The sequence below is a fragment of the Nonomuraea sp. NPDC049269 genome, from assembly GCF_043197155.1.
Classification (GTDB): domain Bacteria; phylum Actinomycetota; class Actinomycetes; order Streptosporangiales; family Streptosporangiaceae; genus Nonomuraea.
This window is the reverse complement of record NZ_JBICSO010000002.1, coordinates 637549-652177: the sequence shown is the minus strand read 5'-3', so window position 1 is coordinate 652177 and position 14629 is coordinate 637549. Positions and strand designations below refer to the sequence as shown.

Here is a 14629-nt window from a genome sequence, read left to right as displayed (position 1 = left end):
AGCTCCAGGGGACGAGCGGCCTCCCGGCCGCGTGAATGGGATCGAACCGCCTTTCAGGTTAATCCCTTTGTGAAGCGATGCACAAAGTCGGAGCGATACGGTTGCGTGCATGCACCGCATCACGCTGCTCGGCAGGCCGGGCTGCCACCTCTGCGACGACGCGCGTGAGGTCATCTCACGCGTGGCGGGAGACCTTGGCGTGCCGTGGGAGGAGGTCGACATCGACTCCTCCGAGGAGTTGCGGGAGAAATACTGGGAGATGATCCCGGTCACACTTGTCGACGGGGTCCAGCACGACTTCTGGCGGGTCTCCGAAGACCGGCTGCGCGCCGCGCTGAGCGGCTAGTACATCGCGGTCGGGAGCGGCACGACCTTGGCGGCGTTGACGTTCAGCTCGATGATGTTGGTGGCCAGCACCATGGCCTGCCGCTCGTTGACGAACCGCTCGACGTGCGGCTGGCGCTGGTGGTCACGGTAGGCCACCTCGTCGCGGTAGAGCTCGTAGACGATGCGCTGGAGCGGGGCCGACTTGACCGCGTGGCAGGCGTAGATGAGCGTGTCGGGCTCGCCCCTGCGTACGGCCTCGACGGTGAGCTCGGCCAGGCGGTCGAACGCCTCGCCCGAGCCGTCCATGAGGGTGAAGACGGTCAGCATGCCGTAGATGCTGGGTGAGGGCCTGCTGGAGGCCGCCTGCTGCTGTGGCTGGGGCTGCGGCGCCTGTGGGATGTGCTGGGCCTGAGGGGGCTGCGGCGCCTGTGGCGGCTGCTGGGGCGCGCGGGAGCCGGGGGAGAACACATCGGCGCCCGGATATACCGCGCCGGTGGCGGGCATCCCGAAGTCCTGAGGGCCCGTCTGCGGCCCGCCGCCGTGCCTGCCGTTCATGATGTAGCCGGTCGAGGGGCCCTGGTCGGGCGGCGCCATCCGGGCGGCGTAGTCGACCGGCTGGTCGCCCGCCCGGTATTCGGCCACCAGGTCGCCCAGACCCGACCTGCGGGGCTGGCCGGGGGGCAGCGGCTGCTGCTGCTGCTGTTGCTGGGGCGGCGCCTGCATCGGCGACTCGGCGACGGGCTGGGGGAAGGGATCCTGCTCCCGCATGGCCCGGCGGCCATGGGCGGCCCGCTCGGTGGACCGCTCGGCGGAGCGCTCACCGCGGTGGCTCTCGAACGCGTCGTCCTCGTCGTCGTCCTCGTACGGCGCGAGCGGGCGGAGCACGGCGTACCAGATGCCCGCGGCGGCCACCACGAACAGCGCGGTGGCGAAGACGCCCGGCACCGCGAACCGCATCGCGCCGATGATCGCGATGCCCGAGGGCGCGATGACCATGACGGCGTGCAGGTTGTCGGTGTCGAGTTCGTCACCGTTGCGCCAGCGCAGCCCCGCGATCACCACGGCTGCCAGCATGATCAGCCCGGCGATGGAGTGCGCGCCGTCCAGCAGGTAGCGGGGGATGACGTCCCAGTGCCCCTCGGCCACGGGGAGCACCTTGCCCATCTCGTCGGCCTTGCTGACCGGGTCGAAGATGAGCACCACCGTGGAGACGATGGTGAACGCGATCCCGAACAGCCAGGCGGCGAATTTCGGCGGCACCTTCTCCGACAGGAGTTGGACCAGCCCGATGCCCAGCCAGAAGGGCGCGAGGAGGGATCCGGTCAGTTGGTAGACCTTGAAGGTGGCGACCCCGAACCCCATCAGGTAGCCGACACCGATCGCGCCGAGCGTCAGGCAGAGCGCGACGGCTGAAACGGTCCAGGCGATCAACCACCCCTCCACCTCCTCGCGCAACCGGCGGACCAGGGCGACTGCGGCGATCGCGGCGAGGAGGGCACCGACAAAGGCTAGGACAGCAACGAGGATCTCCATGGTGACTCCAATGCTGCCGGACTATGCCTCCCAGCCGGTAGCCGAAGAGGGAACGGGTCGGTCCACACGGTATCGGCCGATTACGGCTAGTCATGCCTTCGGGAAGCGGATTGTGGAATTTCCGGTTGATTTCTAGAGTGTTCGAGCACGCCGCACCCCTTACCCCTAGGGATACCGGATGCCTGACTCGTGGCCGTTCGCCGGGCTACTCACACCAGCGGTCGCTGGTCCCGCCCGGACGAGCGAGCTTGCCGTGCGCGAAGAGATTCCCGATGACCTCCGCATGCTCGTGTTACATGCCAAGACCGGAGACACGGATGCCTTTGGCACGCTCTATGACCGCTATGTGGATCTGGTCTATCGCTACATCTACTTCCGCGTCGGTTCCCACCCGCTGGCCGAGGATCTCACCAGCGAGACCTTCTTACGCGCGCTTCGCCGGATCACCGACTTCACTTGGCAGGGCCGTGACTTCGGCGCCTGGCTGGTGACCATCGCCAGGAACCTGGTCGCCGATCACTTCAAGTCCGGCCGCTATCGCCTGGAGATTCCGACCGGAGAGGTGATCGACGTCCCACTCGATGGGCCGCACATTCCGGAGAACGCCGTCGTCACGGCCATCATCAACGACCGGATGCTGCGCGCCGTCCAGGATCTGAATCCCGAGCAGCAGGAATGCGTGGTTCTGCGGTTCCTGCACGGCCTGTCGCTCGCCGAGACCGCGTTGATCATGGGGAAGAAGAGTGGAGCGATCAAAGCGCTGCAATTCCGCGCGATCCGCGCATTGGCCAGGGCACTCAAACACGACTTGGCGTAACCTCCGCCGACCAGGCGTCGTTAGGCAGGTGTCACGACCGGGTCTTTTCTCGGGGGCGTCAGGGAGCTGTCATGGGTAGGGGCCGCAGATCGCGGGAGCGCGTGCTCGGTCACCTCACGGAGCTGCGCAGGCTCCCGCTCGGCGGGGGGCCGGCCGCCGCCTTCCGGGAACGTCTCCGCGCCGAGCTCCTGTCCGCGCACCCCGCCATCCTGTCCGCGCACCCCGCCGCCGATCCCGTACGGCCGGCCCGCCGCTCCCGTCGCCGCCGGGCACGGCGGCTCTCCTGGCTCTCCCAGATCGCCACGTTCGGCCTGACGGCGGCCATGACGCTGTCGGCGTTCGCCACCTACCAGGCACTCCCCGGCGACACTCTCTACCCCCTCAAGCGCGCCGCGGAGAGCACGCTGGTCCGGCTCAGCGCCGACGACGTGCAGCGGGCCGAGCGCGAGCTGATCTCGGCCAAGACCCGGGCGTCCGAGGTCGCCCGGCTGCTCGGCTCGTCCGGCGACGGGCCGCTGGTCACCAAGACGCTCACCGAGATGGAGGAGTCGACCCGCTCGGGCATCAGCAGGCTGGAGCGGGCCGAACCGCGCTCGCCGAAGATCAACCGGTTCGCGCGTGACCAGAAGAACATGGTCGAGCCGATGCTCGAACGGATGGACGGCGACCAACAGGACAAGGCCACCGGATACCTCGACTACATCGACGGGCTCGTGGCACCGAGATAGGTAAGCTGAGGCGCATGTGGCGGCTAATGCGACGACGGCACGAGGTGGAGGCGGAGCTCGCCGGCGAGGCCGCAGCGGCGGCCGCGGTGGCGGTGACCCCTACGGAGCCCGACCAGCGGGCGGCCGCCTTCTTCGACGTCGACAACACGATGATGCGCGGCGCCTCCATCTACCACTTCGCCAGGGGCCTGGCCACCCGTGGCCTGTTCACCACCTCCGACCTGTTCAAGTTCGCCGTCGGCCAGGCGGTGTTCCGGCTGCGCGGCAACGAGAACCCCGAGCACATCGCCGTGGCCCGCGAGACCGCGCTGGCGTTCGTGGCGGGCGCGAAGGTCGACGACGTGATCCGGCTGGGCGAGGAGATCTACGACGAGGTCATGTCCGACCGCATCTGGGGCGGCACCAGGGCGCTCGCGCAGAGCCACCTCGACCGCGGCCAGCGCGTCTGGCTGGTCACGGCCACGCCGGTCGAGCTGGCCCGGGTCATCGCCCAGCGCCTCGGCCTGACCGGCGCGCTCGGCACCGTGGCCGAGACCAGCAACGGCATCTACACCGGGCGGCTGGTCGGTGACCTGCTGCACGGCCCGGCCAAGGCCGAGGCGATGCGGGCACTGGCCCGCAGGGAGGGCCTCGACCTCACCCGGTGCACCGCCTACAGCGACTCGGCCAACGACCTGCCCATGCTGTCGCTGGTCGGGCAGCCGGTGGCCATCAACCCCGACAGCGAGCTGCGTGAGCACGCCAGGAAGCACAACTGGCCGATCAAGGACTTCCGCACCGGCAGGAAGGCGACGCTGACCGCCCTGCCGATCGCCGCGGGCGTCGGAGCGGTGGCCGGCGGCATCGCCGCCGGCATCGCGCTGCGCAGGCACTACCGCTCGACACAGGGCTAGCGCAGGGTGGCGAAGAGCTGATTCGCATCCGGCTGCTTCCACACGAGCCGGTTCTTGTCCTCCGGATCAGGTAGCCAGGGCACCATGACGAAGCGCACCTTGCTCTTGTCCAGCGTGCCGGCGATGCCGAGCATGGTGTCGAGGTCGAACTCCGCGTCTGTCTTGATCGACTTGCTGGCCGTGGCGAGGAAGTCGCGCATGGCAGCCGGATCCTTCAGCCGCTGCTTGGCCTTCTTCAGCATCGACATCATGAGCACCTGCTGGCGCTTGATGCGGTGGATGTCGGACCCGTCGCCGTAGCGACGCAGCCGGAGATAGCCCAGCGCCTGCTCGCCATTGAGCACGTGCTTGCCCGCGCTGAGCTTCAGCTTCGTGTTCCTGTCGTCCACCGCCTCCGGCAGCGTGACCTCGACGCCGCCGAGGGCCTCCACGACGGCCTCGACCCCGGAGAACTCGAGCTCCATCATGTGGTCGACGCGCACCTTCGTCAGAGACTCGACCGTCTTCACCGAACAGGCGAGACCGCCGACGTTGTACGCCGAGTTGATCATGCCTCTCCTGGCCGCCTGCGACCCGCACGCGGGGATCTGCACCATCGAGTCTCTGGGGAAGGCGACCACGGTGACGTTCTTCCTGTCGGCCGGCAGGTGCAGCAGCAGGAGAGTGTCGGAGCGGGCGCCGTTGTCGAACCTCTCCGAACCCGCCTGGCTGTCGCTGCCGACCAGGAGCACGTTCAACGCGCCACTCACGTTGGCCGGGCGGGCGCCCGTCGGCGGGGCGACGGTCTGGCGTCCGCTCAGCAGCAGCGTGGGCACGGCGACCGCGGCCATCGTGGCCACCACGACGAGCCCCGTCATCAGCCACGTCACGCGCCTGCGCCTCGGTCTGGCCTGGAGCAGGCGCTGCCGCTGGCGCACCAGCGTCGCCGGAGGCTGGTGTTCGAGCTCCCGGCCGAAGTCCCGGAGCATCTTCAGGTCGTCCATCGTCACTCCTCCTCCAGCATCGGGTTGGTGTCGCCGAGCGACGCGCGTACCTTCCGCCTGCCCCTGTTGAGGCGGGAGCGCACGGTGCCGATCGGGATGCCGAGCGCCCGCGCGACCTCGTCGTACGTCAGATCGCCCCACGCGATCAGCAGGAGCACGTCGCGGTCCTTGGCGGGCAGGGCGGCCAGGGCGCTGGCCAGTCCGGGGCGCGACGCCTGCGCGGTCACCCCGGCGGCCACACGGTCGGCCGGAGATTCCACGTCGGCGTCGACAGGGGCGCGCTGCAGGGCGCGATATCGGGCCGCCTCGCTGCGGTGGTGGCGGGAGAGGAGTTTGGTCAGGATGCCGAAGAGCCACGGCCTGGCGTCTGGGTAGCTCGGGTCGTAGCTTCTCCTGCGGGAGAAGGCGACCAGGAACGTCTCGCCGACGATGTCCTCGGCCGGTTCGGGGCCGAGTCGCTTGGAGACGTACCTGTAGAGCATGGCGGAGTAGCGGTCGAAGAGCTCGGCGAACGCTTCAGGATCGGTTAAGGAAGCGCTCACCAGCTCGGCGTCCGCACCCCTGGTGGCGGGTTGCGTGATCATCTCCGCCCTTCTGCGGGGAAGTCGGTCACGGATGTATCACCACAACCCGCCGATGAGGTTCACGGTGGGTTTACAGCTCCTTGAGGCAGCCTCCGTCGATCACCAGGTCGGCGCCCGCCGTGCTGCCGGAGCGCGGCGAGACGAGCAGGGCGATCGCGTCGGCGACCTCCTGCGGGGCGACCAGGCGGCCGGTCGTCAGCTTCATCATCTCAGGGGCCACCTGGGTGATCACGCTGTCCCTGTCGGAGCCGACCATGCCGGCGAAGACGTCCGCCGCGCCGCCCTCGTCGGTCCACCAGGGGGTGAGCACGGGGCCGGGAGAGACCGTGTTCACCCGGATGCCCTGCGGGCCGTACTCCTCGTCGACCGCCTTGCTGACGTAGGTCAGGGCCGACTTGGCCGCGCCGTAGTCCATGTTCATCGCCGACGGCTGCCTGGCGCTGACCGAGGAGACGTTGACGATCGAGCCGCCGCCGCCCTCCAGCATGACCGGTACGGCCGAGCGGATCATGCGGATGACGGAGAACAGGTTGAACTCGAACATCGCCCGCCAGGTGGCGTCATCCGAGTTCATGAAGCCGGCGTGCGGCAGCGTCACGCCGGGCGGCGGCCCACCGGCGTTGTTGACCAGGATGTCGACCCGCCCGAACTCCTCGACCGCGCGGGCCACCACCTCGGCGGGCGCCTGCGGGTCCATCAGGTCGACCGGCACGTGCACCGCCTTCTCGGGCAGTTCGGGGGTGCGGGTCCTGGAGGCCGCGACGACGTGAACGCCTTCCTCGATCAACGTGGTGGTCACGGCCAGGCCGATGCCCTTGGACGCCCCGGTGACGATGGCGACGCGGCCGGCGAGTTGCAGATCCATGGTGTTCCTTCGCTTCTGGTGTTCTTACGTCTGGAGAACACCGCGAGCGCGCTACCGGTTGCAGGAGCAGCGACGGGGACCGTCGAGGAAGTGCAGCTCGCCATGGGCGAAGTCGAGGTGGGCACGGCGGTTGAGCGTGGGGCACTCGGACGTGGCGGCGTACTGGACGATGTCGTGCACCGCCCAGGCCGCGACGACCGTGCTGGTGGCGCCGAACGACCACGGCGTGGGCCCGTGGCCGCCCTCCGGCGGCATCTCCCAAGACAACCCGGCCTCGCGTTCGAAGCAGCCGCGGCAGTGCCCGTGGCGGGGAGACAGCAGCGGCCCCCAGTAGCCGTGTCCATCACCGACCGCCACGCCGCTCATGGCCACGCCCCGCTCACGGCACCACCGCCAGACCACGTCGCCCAGCCCGGCGGGCCCGTCAGCCGGCCCGGCGGATTCGTCAGCCGGCTCGGTGGGCTCGTCGGCGCCGATGAGGACGAGGTCCACCTGCGGCAGGCCGTCGAGGTCGGCGCCACTGGCGACGCGCCGCCGTACGGGCACCACCTCGGTCTCGGGCGCGAAGCCGCGCAGCCACCCGCTGAGCGCCTCGACCTTGGGCGTGCCCACGGCTGTCATCGGGTACGGCGGTTGCCCGTTGAGGTCGTGCGGCTCGACCACGCCGGGATCGACGGCCACGATGCGGCCGACTCCGGCGGCGACGAGGTGCTGGGCGGCGACCGCACCGATGCCGCCCACGCCCAGGAGCATGATCGAGCACGCGGCGATCCGCGGCTGGAGCTCGGGCGCGCCGGGGGCGAAGAGCGTCAGGTAGCCGGGCCGGCCGGTGGACTCGGCCGGCGTCCGCCGCGGCTCCGAGGTGAGCCAGCCCATGTGCGTCAACGCCGCCACCAGGTCGGCCGGCACCCGGTCGGCGTTGATCTCGCTGTCGTCGACGCCATCGCGGAGCAGCGTCACCGCCCGCTCGACACGGTCGAGGTCGCCCCGCAGCGACAAACCGTCACACGAGCCGGTCGACAGGATCACCCGGTCGCCGGCGTTCGTGACGAGCACGGAGTCGACGAGCCGTCTCATGCGCGCTCCCTAGGCGTCGAAACCCATGGGTATCCAGCGTTCCGCAACGGACCGTTCCATCGGGACGGCCACGTCCGAACCGGGTCGGGCCTTACTCGGTTTCCCCATCCTTGATCGCTTGACCAAGCCTGTCAAGATCTGTCGAGGTCAGAAGAAAGGCGGGAAGGCGGGGCCGCGGCGCAGCCTCAGCTCGTTCAGCATCTGCTGGATGACCTCGCGGACATGGTCCGTGAGGTTGAACACCAGCACCGGGTCGTCGGCGTCCGACGCGTCGTACTCGTCGGTACGGATGGGCTCCCCGAACTGGATCATCCACTTCGACGGCAGCGGCACCAGGCCGAGCGGGCCGAGCAGCGGGAAGAGCGGCGTGATCGGCAGGTAAGGCAGGCCGAGCAGCCTGGCCAGCGACGGCAGATCGCCGATCTTGGGGTAGATCTCCTCGGCGCCCACGATGGCGGTGGGCAGGATCGGCACCCCGGCGCGGATCGCCGACGCGACGAACCCGCCGCGCCCGAAGCGCTGCAGCTGGTAGCGCTCGGAGAACGGCTTGCCGACGCCCTTGAAGCCCTCGGGGAACACCCCGACCAGCTCGCCCTTGCGCAGCAGCCGGTCGGCGTCCTCGCGGCAGGCCAGCGTGTGGCCGGTCTTGCGCGACAGGTGGGCGAGCAGCGGAAGCTGGTAGACCAGGTCGGCGCCGAGCAGCCGCAGCGGCCGGTCCGCCTCGTCGTGCAGCGCCACCTGCATCATCAGCGCGTCGACCGGCAGCGTGCCCGAGTGGTTGGCCACGACCAGCGCGCCGCCCTCGTCGGGAACGTTCTTCAGGCCGACGGTCTCCACCCTGAACCAGCGGTGGTAGAGGGGCCTGATCAGCTCCAGCAGCACCTTGTCGGTCAGCTCGGCGTCATAGCCGAACTCGTCGACCTCGTAGTCGCCGGTGATGCGCCTGCGGATGAAGGCCAGCAGCCTGGCGAGGGGCTCCGGCTCCTCGAAGGACGGTGCCGCGCTGATGGGAATCACGCGGGCCTCGTCGTCTGGGACGGTCAATGCCGCACACCTCCGAGCGGGTGCAGCCCCCGCGAGAGCAGAAAGTCGTCGAAAGCCGCTCCGGTGGTGAACTTCGGCTTCCAGCCCAGCTCGGCCTCCAGCCTGGAGCAGTCGACCACCCGGCCGTAGCTCATCAACCGGACCTGCTCGGGCGAGTAGTCGACCAGACCGGCCCGGCGCGCGGAATCGCCCAGCAGGCGGAAGGCGGGCGAGAACAGCGGCAACGTCGGCCGCCCCGCCCGGCGCGCGCACTGCGACAGCAGCAACACGCCTGCCCCGGCCACGTTGAACGTGCCGGGGTGATCTTCGGTCGCCATCCGGCGCAGCACCTCGACGGCGTCGTCCTCATGGACGAACTGCAGCCGCGGATCGAAGCCGAACACGGTCGGCAGCACCGGCTGGGTGAAGTAACGAGTCAGCGGCGAGTCGACACCCGGACCCATGAAGTTGGCGAACCGCAGCAGTGACACCGCCATGTCGGGTCGACGGCGCGCGAAACCACGCACATAGCCCTCGACCTCGACCGCGTCCTTGGCGTAGCCGTGGCTGGGGCCCTCGTGCGACTCCAGGTCCTCGGTGAACACCGCCGGATCCCGTGGCGACGAACCGTAGACGGCGGTGGTCGAACGGACCACCACACGCCGCACGGTCGTCGACCGCTGGCAGGCACCGAGCAACTGCATGGTGCCGATGACGTTGTGCTCTTTCATCACGGCCCTGCCCGCGCCCCTCGACGGAGCGCTGACCAGGCTCATGTGCACAACGGTGTCGATGTCGGCAGCCGCGATCACCTGAGCGATGTCAGGGCTGCGCAGATCGACCCGGACGAACTCCGTCCGGCCGAGGGAGATGCCGCCATCTCGCGTCAGCGAGGGCGGCGGCACGGTGTCTACTCCGATGACGCGGCTGATGTCCGGGTCTGCGGCGAGAACACTCGCCAGCCGGGCGCCCACGTGGCGCGAGACCCCGGTGACGAGCACGGTGTGGGTCATCAGCGCCTCGCAGCTGCGTCTGTTACTTCTTGTTACGCCGCTGGATGCGCGTCTTCTTGAGCAGCTTGCGGTGCTTCTTCTTGGCCATCCGCTTGCGGCGCTTCTTGATCACAGAGCCCACGGGACCCCCAGGTACTGATAGCAAGTCTGATCGATGCGCGAGCGCACACCGGCTCACAGACTACCGGCGATCGCCTGTGGATCGCGCCCTGGGGGGTGAGCCCGGCCGCTCAGCGGCGGCCGGGCGTCGCCCACGACGGCATTCACGGCGTGTGGCATACGCCGCTACCTCAGTCTTAGCCTGCCTCGATGTAGGCCTCCCGCAGATAGTCGTGGACCGCCTGCTCGGGCACCCTGAACGACCGGCCGACACGGATGGCCGGCAGCTCGCCAGAGTGCACCAGGCGGTACACCGTCATCTTGGACACCCGCATGACCGTGGCCACTTCCGCCACGGTCAGGAACTTCACCTCGCTGAGAGGTCTTTCGCCTGCACCCATCGGACGCCTCTTCCGCACGTGTTTACGGGTTATCCCCACTGGTGCCATTGCTCACGCACGTGTACTGCCGTCAGCGTAAGTCGGGACTCCGATAGCGCAAACCCCCTATTTTCCCAGTTGACGGAGCCACCTGTCAGCCGAACCAGCAAAGATGCTGGTTAACCACTGGCTTGAGCACCTCGCCTAGACGTTGGAACTGTCCAACTTGTCACACATAAGAGTCGCCCAGGGTGCCTCAAAAGTTGGCAAAGGGACTGCGAGCCTCTTGGAATGCAGGCGCGAAAAGACCGTATGGGGATGACCGAATTGAACTCAAGGGGTCTGAGAGGCGCGTGTGACCAGATGAGCGGTCAACGGAGCGTAGTGGCGCGGTAGCACGTTGTCGTCCAGCGGGACGACGACGTCGATCTTGCCCTCCGCCTCACCCAGGAAGAGCCCGGGGTCGTTGCTGTCGGCGAACGCCACCGTCGGCACGCCCGCCTCTCCGGCCGCCCCTGCCCACCCGTGGTCGGCGATGACGAGGTCCGGCGAGGCGTCTCCCAGCACGGTGAGCATCCGCTCCATCGGGGCCGAGTCGTGGGTGTGCACGAACCCGCCCTTGTCATCGAGCATCGCGATGTCCTGGAGATAGCGGATCTTGCGCGCGCGTCCGAAGCCCGACCCCGAGTAGGTCCATCCCTCGGCCGGTGTCAGCAGCGTCGCCCCGTGCTCGACGGCGAACCGGGCGAGCGGCAGGTGGACGGCGAGCAGGCCCGTGGGGTGCCCGGTGGCGAACAGCAGCCGCGGGTTCTCCCGCGACAGCACGCCGGCGATCCGGTCGGCCATGGCGTCGAGTGCGTCGATCGTCAGGTCGGGGTCGATGGTGTCCTGGCCCCAGCGGTGTCCCGGATCGGCTTTCACCCCCGCCGACTTGGCCATCTGCGCGAGGACGTCGCGGAACGACCACGGCTGTTCGAGGGTCAGTCCCAGCAGGTAGTACGGGTCGCGGTTGGCCGCCGAACTGTAGTGGTCGAGGTTGTTCTCGCGCGAAGTCGCGACCTCGCCGGCGATCCTGGTCCGGATCAGGTGTTCACGGAGTTGGTCGCGGCTGAGCACAGCTCTCCCTAGGGCATCGGGTCGAGGCCGTGCAGGGGGAAGACCGCCTGTCGGGTCGCCATGACCGCACGGTCGATGGGGTCTGCTGGGTCATAACCACCCGACAGGTCGCGAAATTCCGGACTTCTGCCATCCGTCATGGTCAGCGGGGCCGTCTCCCCCGTCCGCTCCCGTACGAAAGCCCGCCATTCCGGGGGTGTCTGGGTGGCCGGATCGAGCGGATGCCCGGACAGCTCGGCGATCAGGTGCGTCCAGGCCCGCGGCACCACCTGGACCAGTTCGTAGCCGCCGCCGCCCGTCGCGATCCACCGGCCGCCGGCCGTCTCGTGGGCCAGCCGGTGCAGGTACGCGTACGCGGCGCGCTGCCCGTCGACGCTGAGCATCAGGTTGGCGAGCGGGTCGAGCGCGTGGCTGTCGCAGCCGTGCTGGGTCACCAGGATGTCCGGCCGGAACTCACGCAGCAGCGGCGGCACGATCGAGTCGAAGGCCCGCAGCCAGCCCGCGTCCCCGCAGCCCGCGGGCAGCGCCACGTTGACCGCCGAGCCGCCGGCGCCGGTCTCCCCGGGGAACCCGGTGCCGGGGAACAACGTGCGCGGGCTCTCGTGCAGGCTGATCGTCAGCACCCGGGGATCGTCGTAGAACAGCGCCTGCACGCCGTCGCCGTGGTGCACGTCGACGTCCACGTACGCGATGCGGCCGGCCCCCTGCGCGAGCAGCCAGGCGATGGCCAGCGCCGGATCGTTGTAGACGCAGAAACCGCTGGCGCAGCCGGCCATCGCGTGGTGCAGGCCGCCGGCGATGTTGACCGCGTGCTCGGCCGTGCCCTCCCAGACCGCGCGGGCGGCGGCCAGGGTGGCGCCCGCGATGAGCGCGGAGGCGTCGTGCACGCCCTTGAAAGCGGGATTGTCGGACGTGCCGAGCCCCGCGGACAGGTCGGGGCCGCCCGAGGCCGAGACGCGCTTGACCGCCTCGATGTAGTCGCGTTTGTGCACCATGGCCAGCTCGTCGTCGGTGGCGGGCACGCAGCCGGCCACCTCGATCTTGTCGAGCACGCCGAGCTCGCGGGCCAGCGCCATCGTCAGCTCCACCCTGACGGGCGCCAGGGGATGGCCCGGCCCGAAGTCGTAGGAGATGAGAGCGTCGTCCCAGATGGCCCGTGCCGTCGAACTCATGCCCGCTCCCGTCGCCTCGCCCCTTGAGGCGACGTTACCGCAGCGTCAGCGGACCACGTCCATACGGTGACGTCGGCTACTCCGGCGAAATATCGTCACTTTTCAAGAATTGAAACATAGGGTTGGATCATGCGCTTCATGCGTCGGATCACGGCCGCATGGCGATTCTTCAAGCGTCCGCGTGTCTTCGACACCACGCTGGTGGCCGTGCTCGCCATCGGCGCGGGCATCGGCCTGTACTCCACGTTGCGCAGCGGCTACCCGGACGTCGCCCAGGGCGCCGGTCTCTTCATCCTCTGCACGTTCCCGCTGCTGTTACGGCGGAGCAGGCCGATCGCCGTCGCCGCGATCGAGTCGGTCGCCGACGTCTTCGGCATGACCGCCGGCATCCTGCCGAACAACTCCCTCACCTCGATGATCGCCTTCTACAGCGTGGGCCGCTACACCCCGGGCAGGACCGCCGCGCTCACCGCCGCCGGCGGCAGCGTGGTCTACGGGGTGGCGACCTTCCTGACCAGGCCGGAGGCCGGCTCCTGGATCGCGGGGATGATATATCCGCTGATCACCATAGGCGTCGGGCAGTTCGTCAGGATGCGCGCCGAGCTCAGGGAGCGCGGCCGGCGGGAGGCGGCCGAGAGCGCGGTCCGCGCCGAGCGGCGGCGCATCGCCAGGGAGTTGCACGACGTCGTGGCCCACCACATCAGCGTGATCAACGTGCTGGTCGGCGGCGCCAGGGCCACCCTGCCGCCGAGCGAGGACGTCGCCCTCGACGCCCTGGCCGGCGCGGAGCGGACCGCCCGCCAGGCGCTGGCCGAGATGCGCGAGCTCCTCAACGTGCTCAGGGCCGACGACCCGATCAGGACGGGCGACATGCTCACCACCGACGGCCTGCTCAGGGCCGGCGGCGTGCTCACCACCGACGGTCTGCACAGGGCCGAGGGGGGCGCCGACGCGGCGACCGGGGTGGGCGCGGCCCGGCTGCCCGCGCTGGTCCAGGAGGCCGAGACCGCCGGGCTGCCCGCGAGCCTGACCGTGACCGGCGAGCCCGTCACGCTGCCCGCCGCCGTCGACCACGCCGTCTACCGGATCGTGCAGGAGGCGCTGACCAACACCCGCAAGCACGCCTCGGGGGCTCGGGCGAGCGTCCGCCTGGCGTACGGGAGCGAGGCCGTCGAGGTCGAGGTCATCGATGACGGCCTGCCAGCGCCGACCGGTCGGACGGCTCCCGCGCCGGGGTTCGGGCTGGACGGGATGGCGGAGCGCGTGGCACTGTGCGGCGGCCTGCTGCGCACGGGTCCCCGCCTGGAGGGCGGCTTCGTCGTGCACGCCCGGATCCCCCTGGAGAGAACATGATCGCCGTACTGCTGGCCGACGACCACGCGCTGGTGCGCAAGGGCTTCCAGCTCATGCTCGACGCCCAGCCGGACATGCGCGTGGTGGGCCAGGCGGCCGACGGCGCGGAGGCGGTCGTGCTGAGCAGGCGGCTGCGCCCCGACGTGGTGCTCATGGACCTGCACATGCCCGGCCTGGACGGGGTACGCGCGACCGAGTGGATCACCGGCGAGCTGCCCGACGTGCGGGTGCTCGCGCTGAGCACGTTCGACCTGGACGAGAACGTGGTCGCGGCCCTGCGGGCGGGCGCCGCCGGGTTCCTGCCCAAGGACGTCTCGCCCGAGGAGCTGGTCGAGGGCGTCCGCGTGGTGCACCGCGGCGAGTCCGCCGTGGCGCCGCGGCTGCTGACCCGGCTGATCGGCACGTTCGTACGGGCGTCACGACCGCGCAGGCAGGCGGTTCCCACGCGGCTGGGCGGGCTGACCGAGCGCGAGCGCGAGACGCTCGTCCTGATCGCCCGCGGCAGGTCCAACGCGGAGATCGCCGAAGAGCTGGACGTCTCCCCCTCGACCGTCAAGAACCACGTGACCAGCGTGTTCGCCAAGATCGGCGCCCGGGACCGGGCGCAGGCGGTGATCGTGGCCTACGAGGCGGCGCTGATCACCCCTGGAGAGTAGGAGCAGGGTC

General features: G+C 69.7%; 17 protein-coding genes. 6 read left to right on the top strand and 11 right to left on the bottom strand.

From position 1 onward, the window contains the following. Positions 1–109 precede the first annotated feature (109 nt). Entirely contained in the window at positions 110–346 is a 237-nt protein-coding gene (locus ACGFNP_RS12760; protein WP_358339509.1) for a glutaredoxin family protein, read from the top strand. Here the strand turns inward: ACGFNP_RS12760 and ACGFNP_RS12755 are convergent. Next, on the bottom strand, positions 343–1860 hold the full coding sequence (locus ACGFNP_RS12755) for a putative quinol monooxygenase (RefSeq protein ID WP_393317852.1): 1518 nt from the start codon (positions 1858–1860) through the stop codon (positions 343–345). The genes ACGFNP_RS12760 and ACGFNP_RS12755 overlap by 4 nt on opposite strands. Before the next feature lie 178 nt (positions 1861–2038). On the opposite strand from ACGFNP_RS12755, the gene ACGFNP_RS12750 reads away from it, so the two are divergent. From ACGFNP_RS12750 to ACGFNP_RS12740, 3 genes are all read left to right on the top strand, one after another. Further along, the gene (locus ACGFNP_RS12750; RefSeq protein ID WP_214640665.1) at positions 2039–2677 is read left to right on the top strand and encodes a sigma-70 family RNA polymerase sigma factor; all 639 of its coding nucleotides are present in this window, start codon (positions 2039–2041) and stop codon (positions 2675–2677) included. A 71-nt stretch (positions 2678–2748) separates the two neighbouring features. Continuing rightward, entirely contained in the window at positions 2749–3405 is a 657-nt protein-coding gene (locus tag ACGFNP_RS12745) for a DUF5667 domain-containing protein (protein WP_358339505.1), read from the top strand. Between the two features lie 14 nt (positions 3406–3419). Beyond that, the gene (locus ACGFNP_RS12740) at positions 3420–4298 is read left to right on the top strand and encodes an HAD family hydrolase (protein WP_393317848.1); all 879 of its coding nucleotides are present in this window, start codon (positions 3420–3422) and stop codon (positions 4296–4298) included. On the opposite strand, the gene ACGFNP_RS12735 is transcribed toward ACGFNP_RS12740, so the two are convergent. From ACGFNP_RS12735 to ACGFNP_RS12690, 10 genes are all read right to left on the bottom strand, one after another. Beyond that, positions 4295–5281, bottom strand: coding sequence for an LCP family protein (locus ACGFNP_RS12735; protein WP_358339501.1), 987 nt, complete (start codon positions 5279–5281; stop codon positions 4295–4297). The two genes, ACGFNP_RS12740 and ACGFNP_RS12735, sit on opposite strands and share 4 nt — an antisense overlap. 2 nt (positions 5282–5283) lie before the next feature. Then, complete coding sequence (locus ACGFNP_RS12730) at positions 5284–5865, bottom strand: sigma-70 family RNA polymerase sigma factor (RefSeq protein WP_358339499.1); 582 nt, start codon at positions 5863–5865, stop codon at positions 5284–5286. A gap of 70 nt (positions 5866–5935) precedes the next feature. Next, on the bottom strand, positions 5936–6730 hold the full coding sequence (locus ACGFNP_RS12725) for an SDR family NAD(P)-dependent oxidoreductase (protein ID WP_393317844.1): 795 nt from the start codon (positions 6728–6730) through the stop codon (positions 5936–5938). Positions 6731–6781: 51 nt separating this feature from the next. Continuing rightward, on the bottom strand, positions 6782–7807 hold the full coding sequence (locus tag ACGFNP_RS12720) for a HesA/MoeB/ThiF family protein (RefSeq protein WP_393317836.1): 1026 nt from the start codon (positions 7805–7807) through the stop codon (positions 6782–6784). A gap of 147 nt (positions 7808–7954) precedes the next feature. After that, on the bottom strand, positions 7955–8824 hold the full coding sequence (locus tag ACGFNP_RS12715) for a lysophospholipid acyltransferase family protein (RefSeq protein WP_358339764.1): 870 nt from the start codon (positions 8822–8824) through the stop codon (positions 7955–7957). A gap of 23 nt (positions 8825–8847) precedes the next feature. Continuing rightward, positions 8848–9843, bottom strand: coding sequence for an NAD-dependent epimerase/dehydratase family protein (locus tag ACGFNP_RS12710; RefSeq protein ID WP_358339494.1), 996 nt, complete (start codon positions 9841–9843; stop codon positions 8848–8850). 22 nt (positions 9844–9865) lie between these two features. Beyond that, the gene (locus tag ACGFNP_RS12705) at positions 9866–9964 is read right to left on the bottom strand and encodes a 30S ribosomal protein bS22 (protein ID WP_018654693.1); all 99 of its coding nucleotides are present in this window, start codon (positions 9962–9964) and stop codon (positions 9866–9868) included. A 175-nt stretch (positions 9965–10139) separates the two neighbouring features. After that, complete coding sequence (locus ACGFNP_RS12700) at positions 10140–10343, bottom strand: helix-turn-helix domain-containing protein (RefSeq protein WP_026214222.1); 204 nt, start codon at positions 10341–10343, stop codon at positions 10140–10142. Positions 10344–10655: 312 nt separating this feature from the next. Beyond that, positions 10656–11438: a phosphatase gene (locus ACGFNP_RS12695; protein WP_358339492.1), complete on the bottom strand. Its 783-nt coding sequence runs from the start codon at positions 11436–11438 to the stop codon at positions 10656–10658. 8 nt (positions 11439–11446) lie between these two features. Then, positions 11447–12610, bottom strand: coding sequence for an acetoin utilization protein AcuC (locus tag ACGFNP_RS12690; RefSeq protein ID WP_358339490.1), 1164 nt, complete (start codon positions 12608–12610; stop codon positions 11447–11449). A gap of 129 nt (positions 12611–12739) precedes the next feature. On the opposite strand from ACGFNP_RS12690, the gene ACGFNP_RS12685 reads away from it, so the two are divergent. Beyond that, the gene (locus ACGFNP_RS12685) at positions 12740–13963 is read left to right on the top strand and encodes a sensor histidine kinase (protein WP_393317831.1); all 1224 of its coding nucleotides are present in this window, start codon (positions 12740–12742) and stop codon (positions 13961–13963) included. Further along, complete coding sequence (locus ACGFNP_RS12680) at positions 13960–14619, top strand: response regulator transcription factor (RefSeq protein WP_358339486.1); 660 nt, start codon at positions 13960–13962, stop codon at positions 14617–14619. Before ACGFNP_RS12685 ends, ACGFNP_RS12680 begins: the two co-directional genes overlap by 4 nt. Positions 14620–14629: the final 10 nt, after the last annotated feature.

What these genes read in the sequence shown, in the direction of transcription:
- ACGFNP_RS12760 (WP_358339509.1), top strand. Translation starts at nt 110, where the DNA reads ATGCACCGCATCACGCTGCTCGGCAGGCCGGGCTGCCACCTCTGCGAC.
- ACGFNP_RS12755 (WP_393317852.1), bottom strand. Translation starts at nt 1,860, where the DNA reads ATGGAGATCCTCGTTGCTGTCCTAGCCTTTGTCGGTGCCCTCCTCGCC.
- ACGFNP_RS12750 (WP_214640665.1), top strand. Translation starts at nt 2,039, where the DNA reads ATGCCTGACTCGTGGCCGTTCGCCGGGCTACTCACACCAGCGGTCGCT.
- ACGFNP_RS12745 (WP_358339505.1), top strand. Translation starts at nt 2,749, where the DNA reads ATGGGTAGGGGCCGCAGATCGCGGGAGCGCGTGCTCGGTCACCTCACG.
- ACGFNP_RS12740 (WP_393317848.1), top strand. Translation starts at nt 3,420, where the DNA reads ATGTGGCGGCTAATGCGACGACGGCACGAGGTGGAGGCGGAGCTCGCC.
- ACGFNP_RS12735 (WP_358339501.1), bottom strand. Translation starts at nt 5,281, where the DNA reads ATGGACGACCTGAAGATGCTCCGGGACTTCGGCCGGGAGCTCGAACAC.
- ACGFNP_RS12730 (WP_358339499.1), bottom strand. Translation starts at nt 5,865, where the DNA reads ATGATCACGCAACCCGCCACCAGGGGTGCGGACGCCGAGCTGGTGAGC.
- ACGFNP_RS12725 (WP_393317844.1), bottom strand. Translation starts at nt 6,730, where the DNA reads ATGGATCTGCAACTCGCCGGCCGCGTCGCCATCGTCACCGGGGCGTCC.
- ACGFNP_RS12720 (WP_393317836.1), bottom strand. Translation starts at nt 7,807, where the DNA reads ATGAGACGGCTCGTCGACTCCGTGCTCGTCACGAACGCCGGCGACCGG.
- ACGFNP_RS12710 (WP_358339494.1), bottom strand. Translation starts at nt 9,843, where the DNA reads ATGACCCACACCGTGCTCGTCACCGGGGTCTCGCGCCACGTGGGCGCC.
- ACGFNP_RS12700 (WP_026214222.1), bottom strand. Translation starts at nt 10,343, where the DNA reads ATGGGTGCAGGCGAAAGACCTCTCAGCGAGGTGAAGTTCCTGACCGTG.
- ACGFNP_RS12690 (WP_358339490.1), bottom strand. Translation starts at nt 12,610, where the DNA reads ATGAGTTCGACGGCACGGGCCATCTGGGACGACGCTCTCATCTCCTAC.
- ACGFNP_RS12685 (WP_393317831.1), top strand. Translation starts at nt 12,740, where the DNA reads ATGCGCTTCATGCGTCGGATCACGGCCGCATGGCGATTCTTCAAGCGT.
- ACGFNP_RS12680 (WP_358339486.1), top strand. Translation starts at nt 13,960, where the DNA reads ATGATCGCCGTACTGCTGGCCGACGACCACGCGCTGGTGCGCAAGGGC.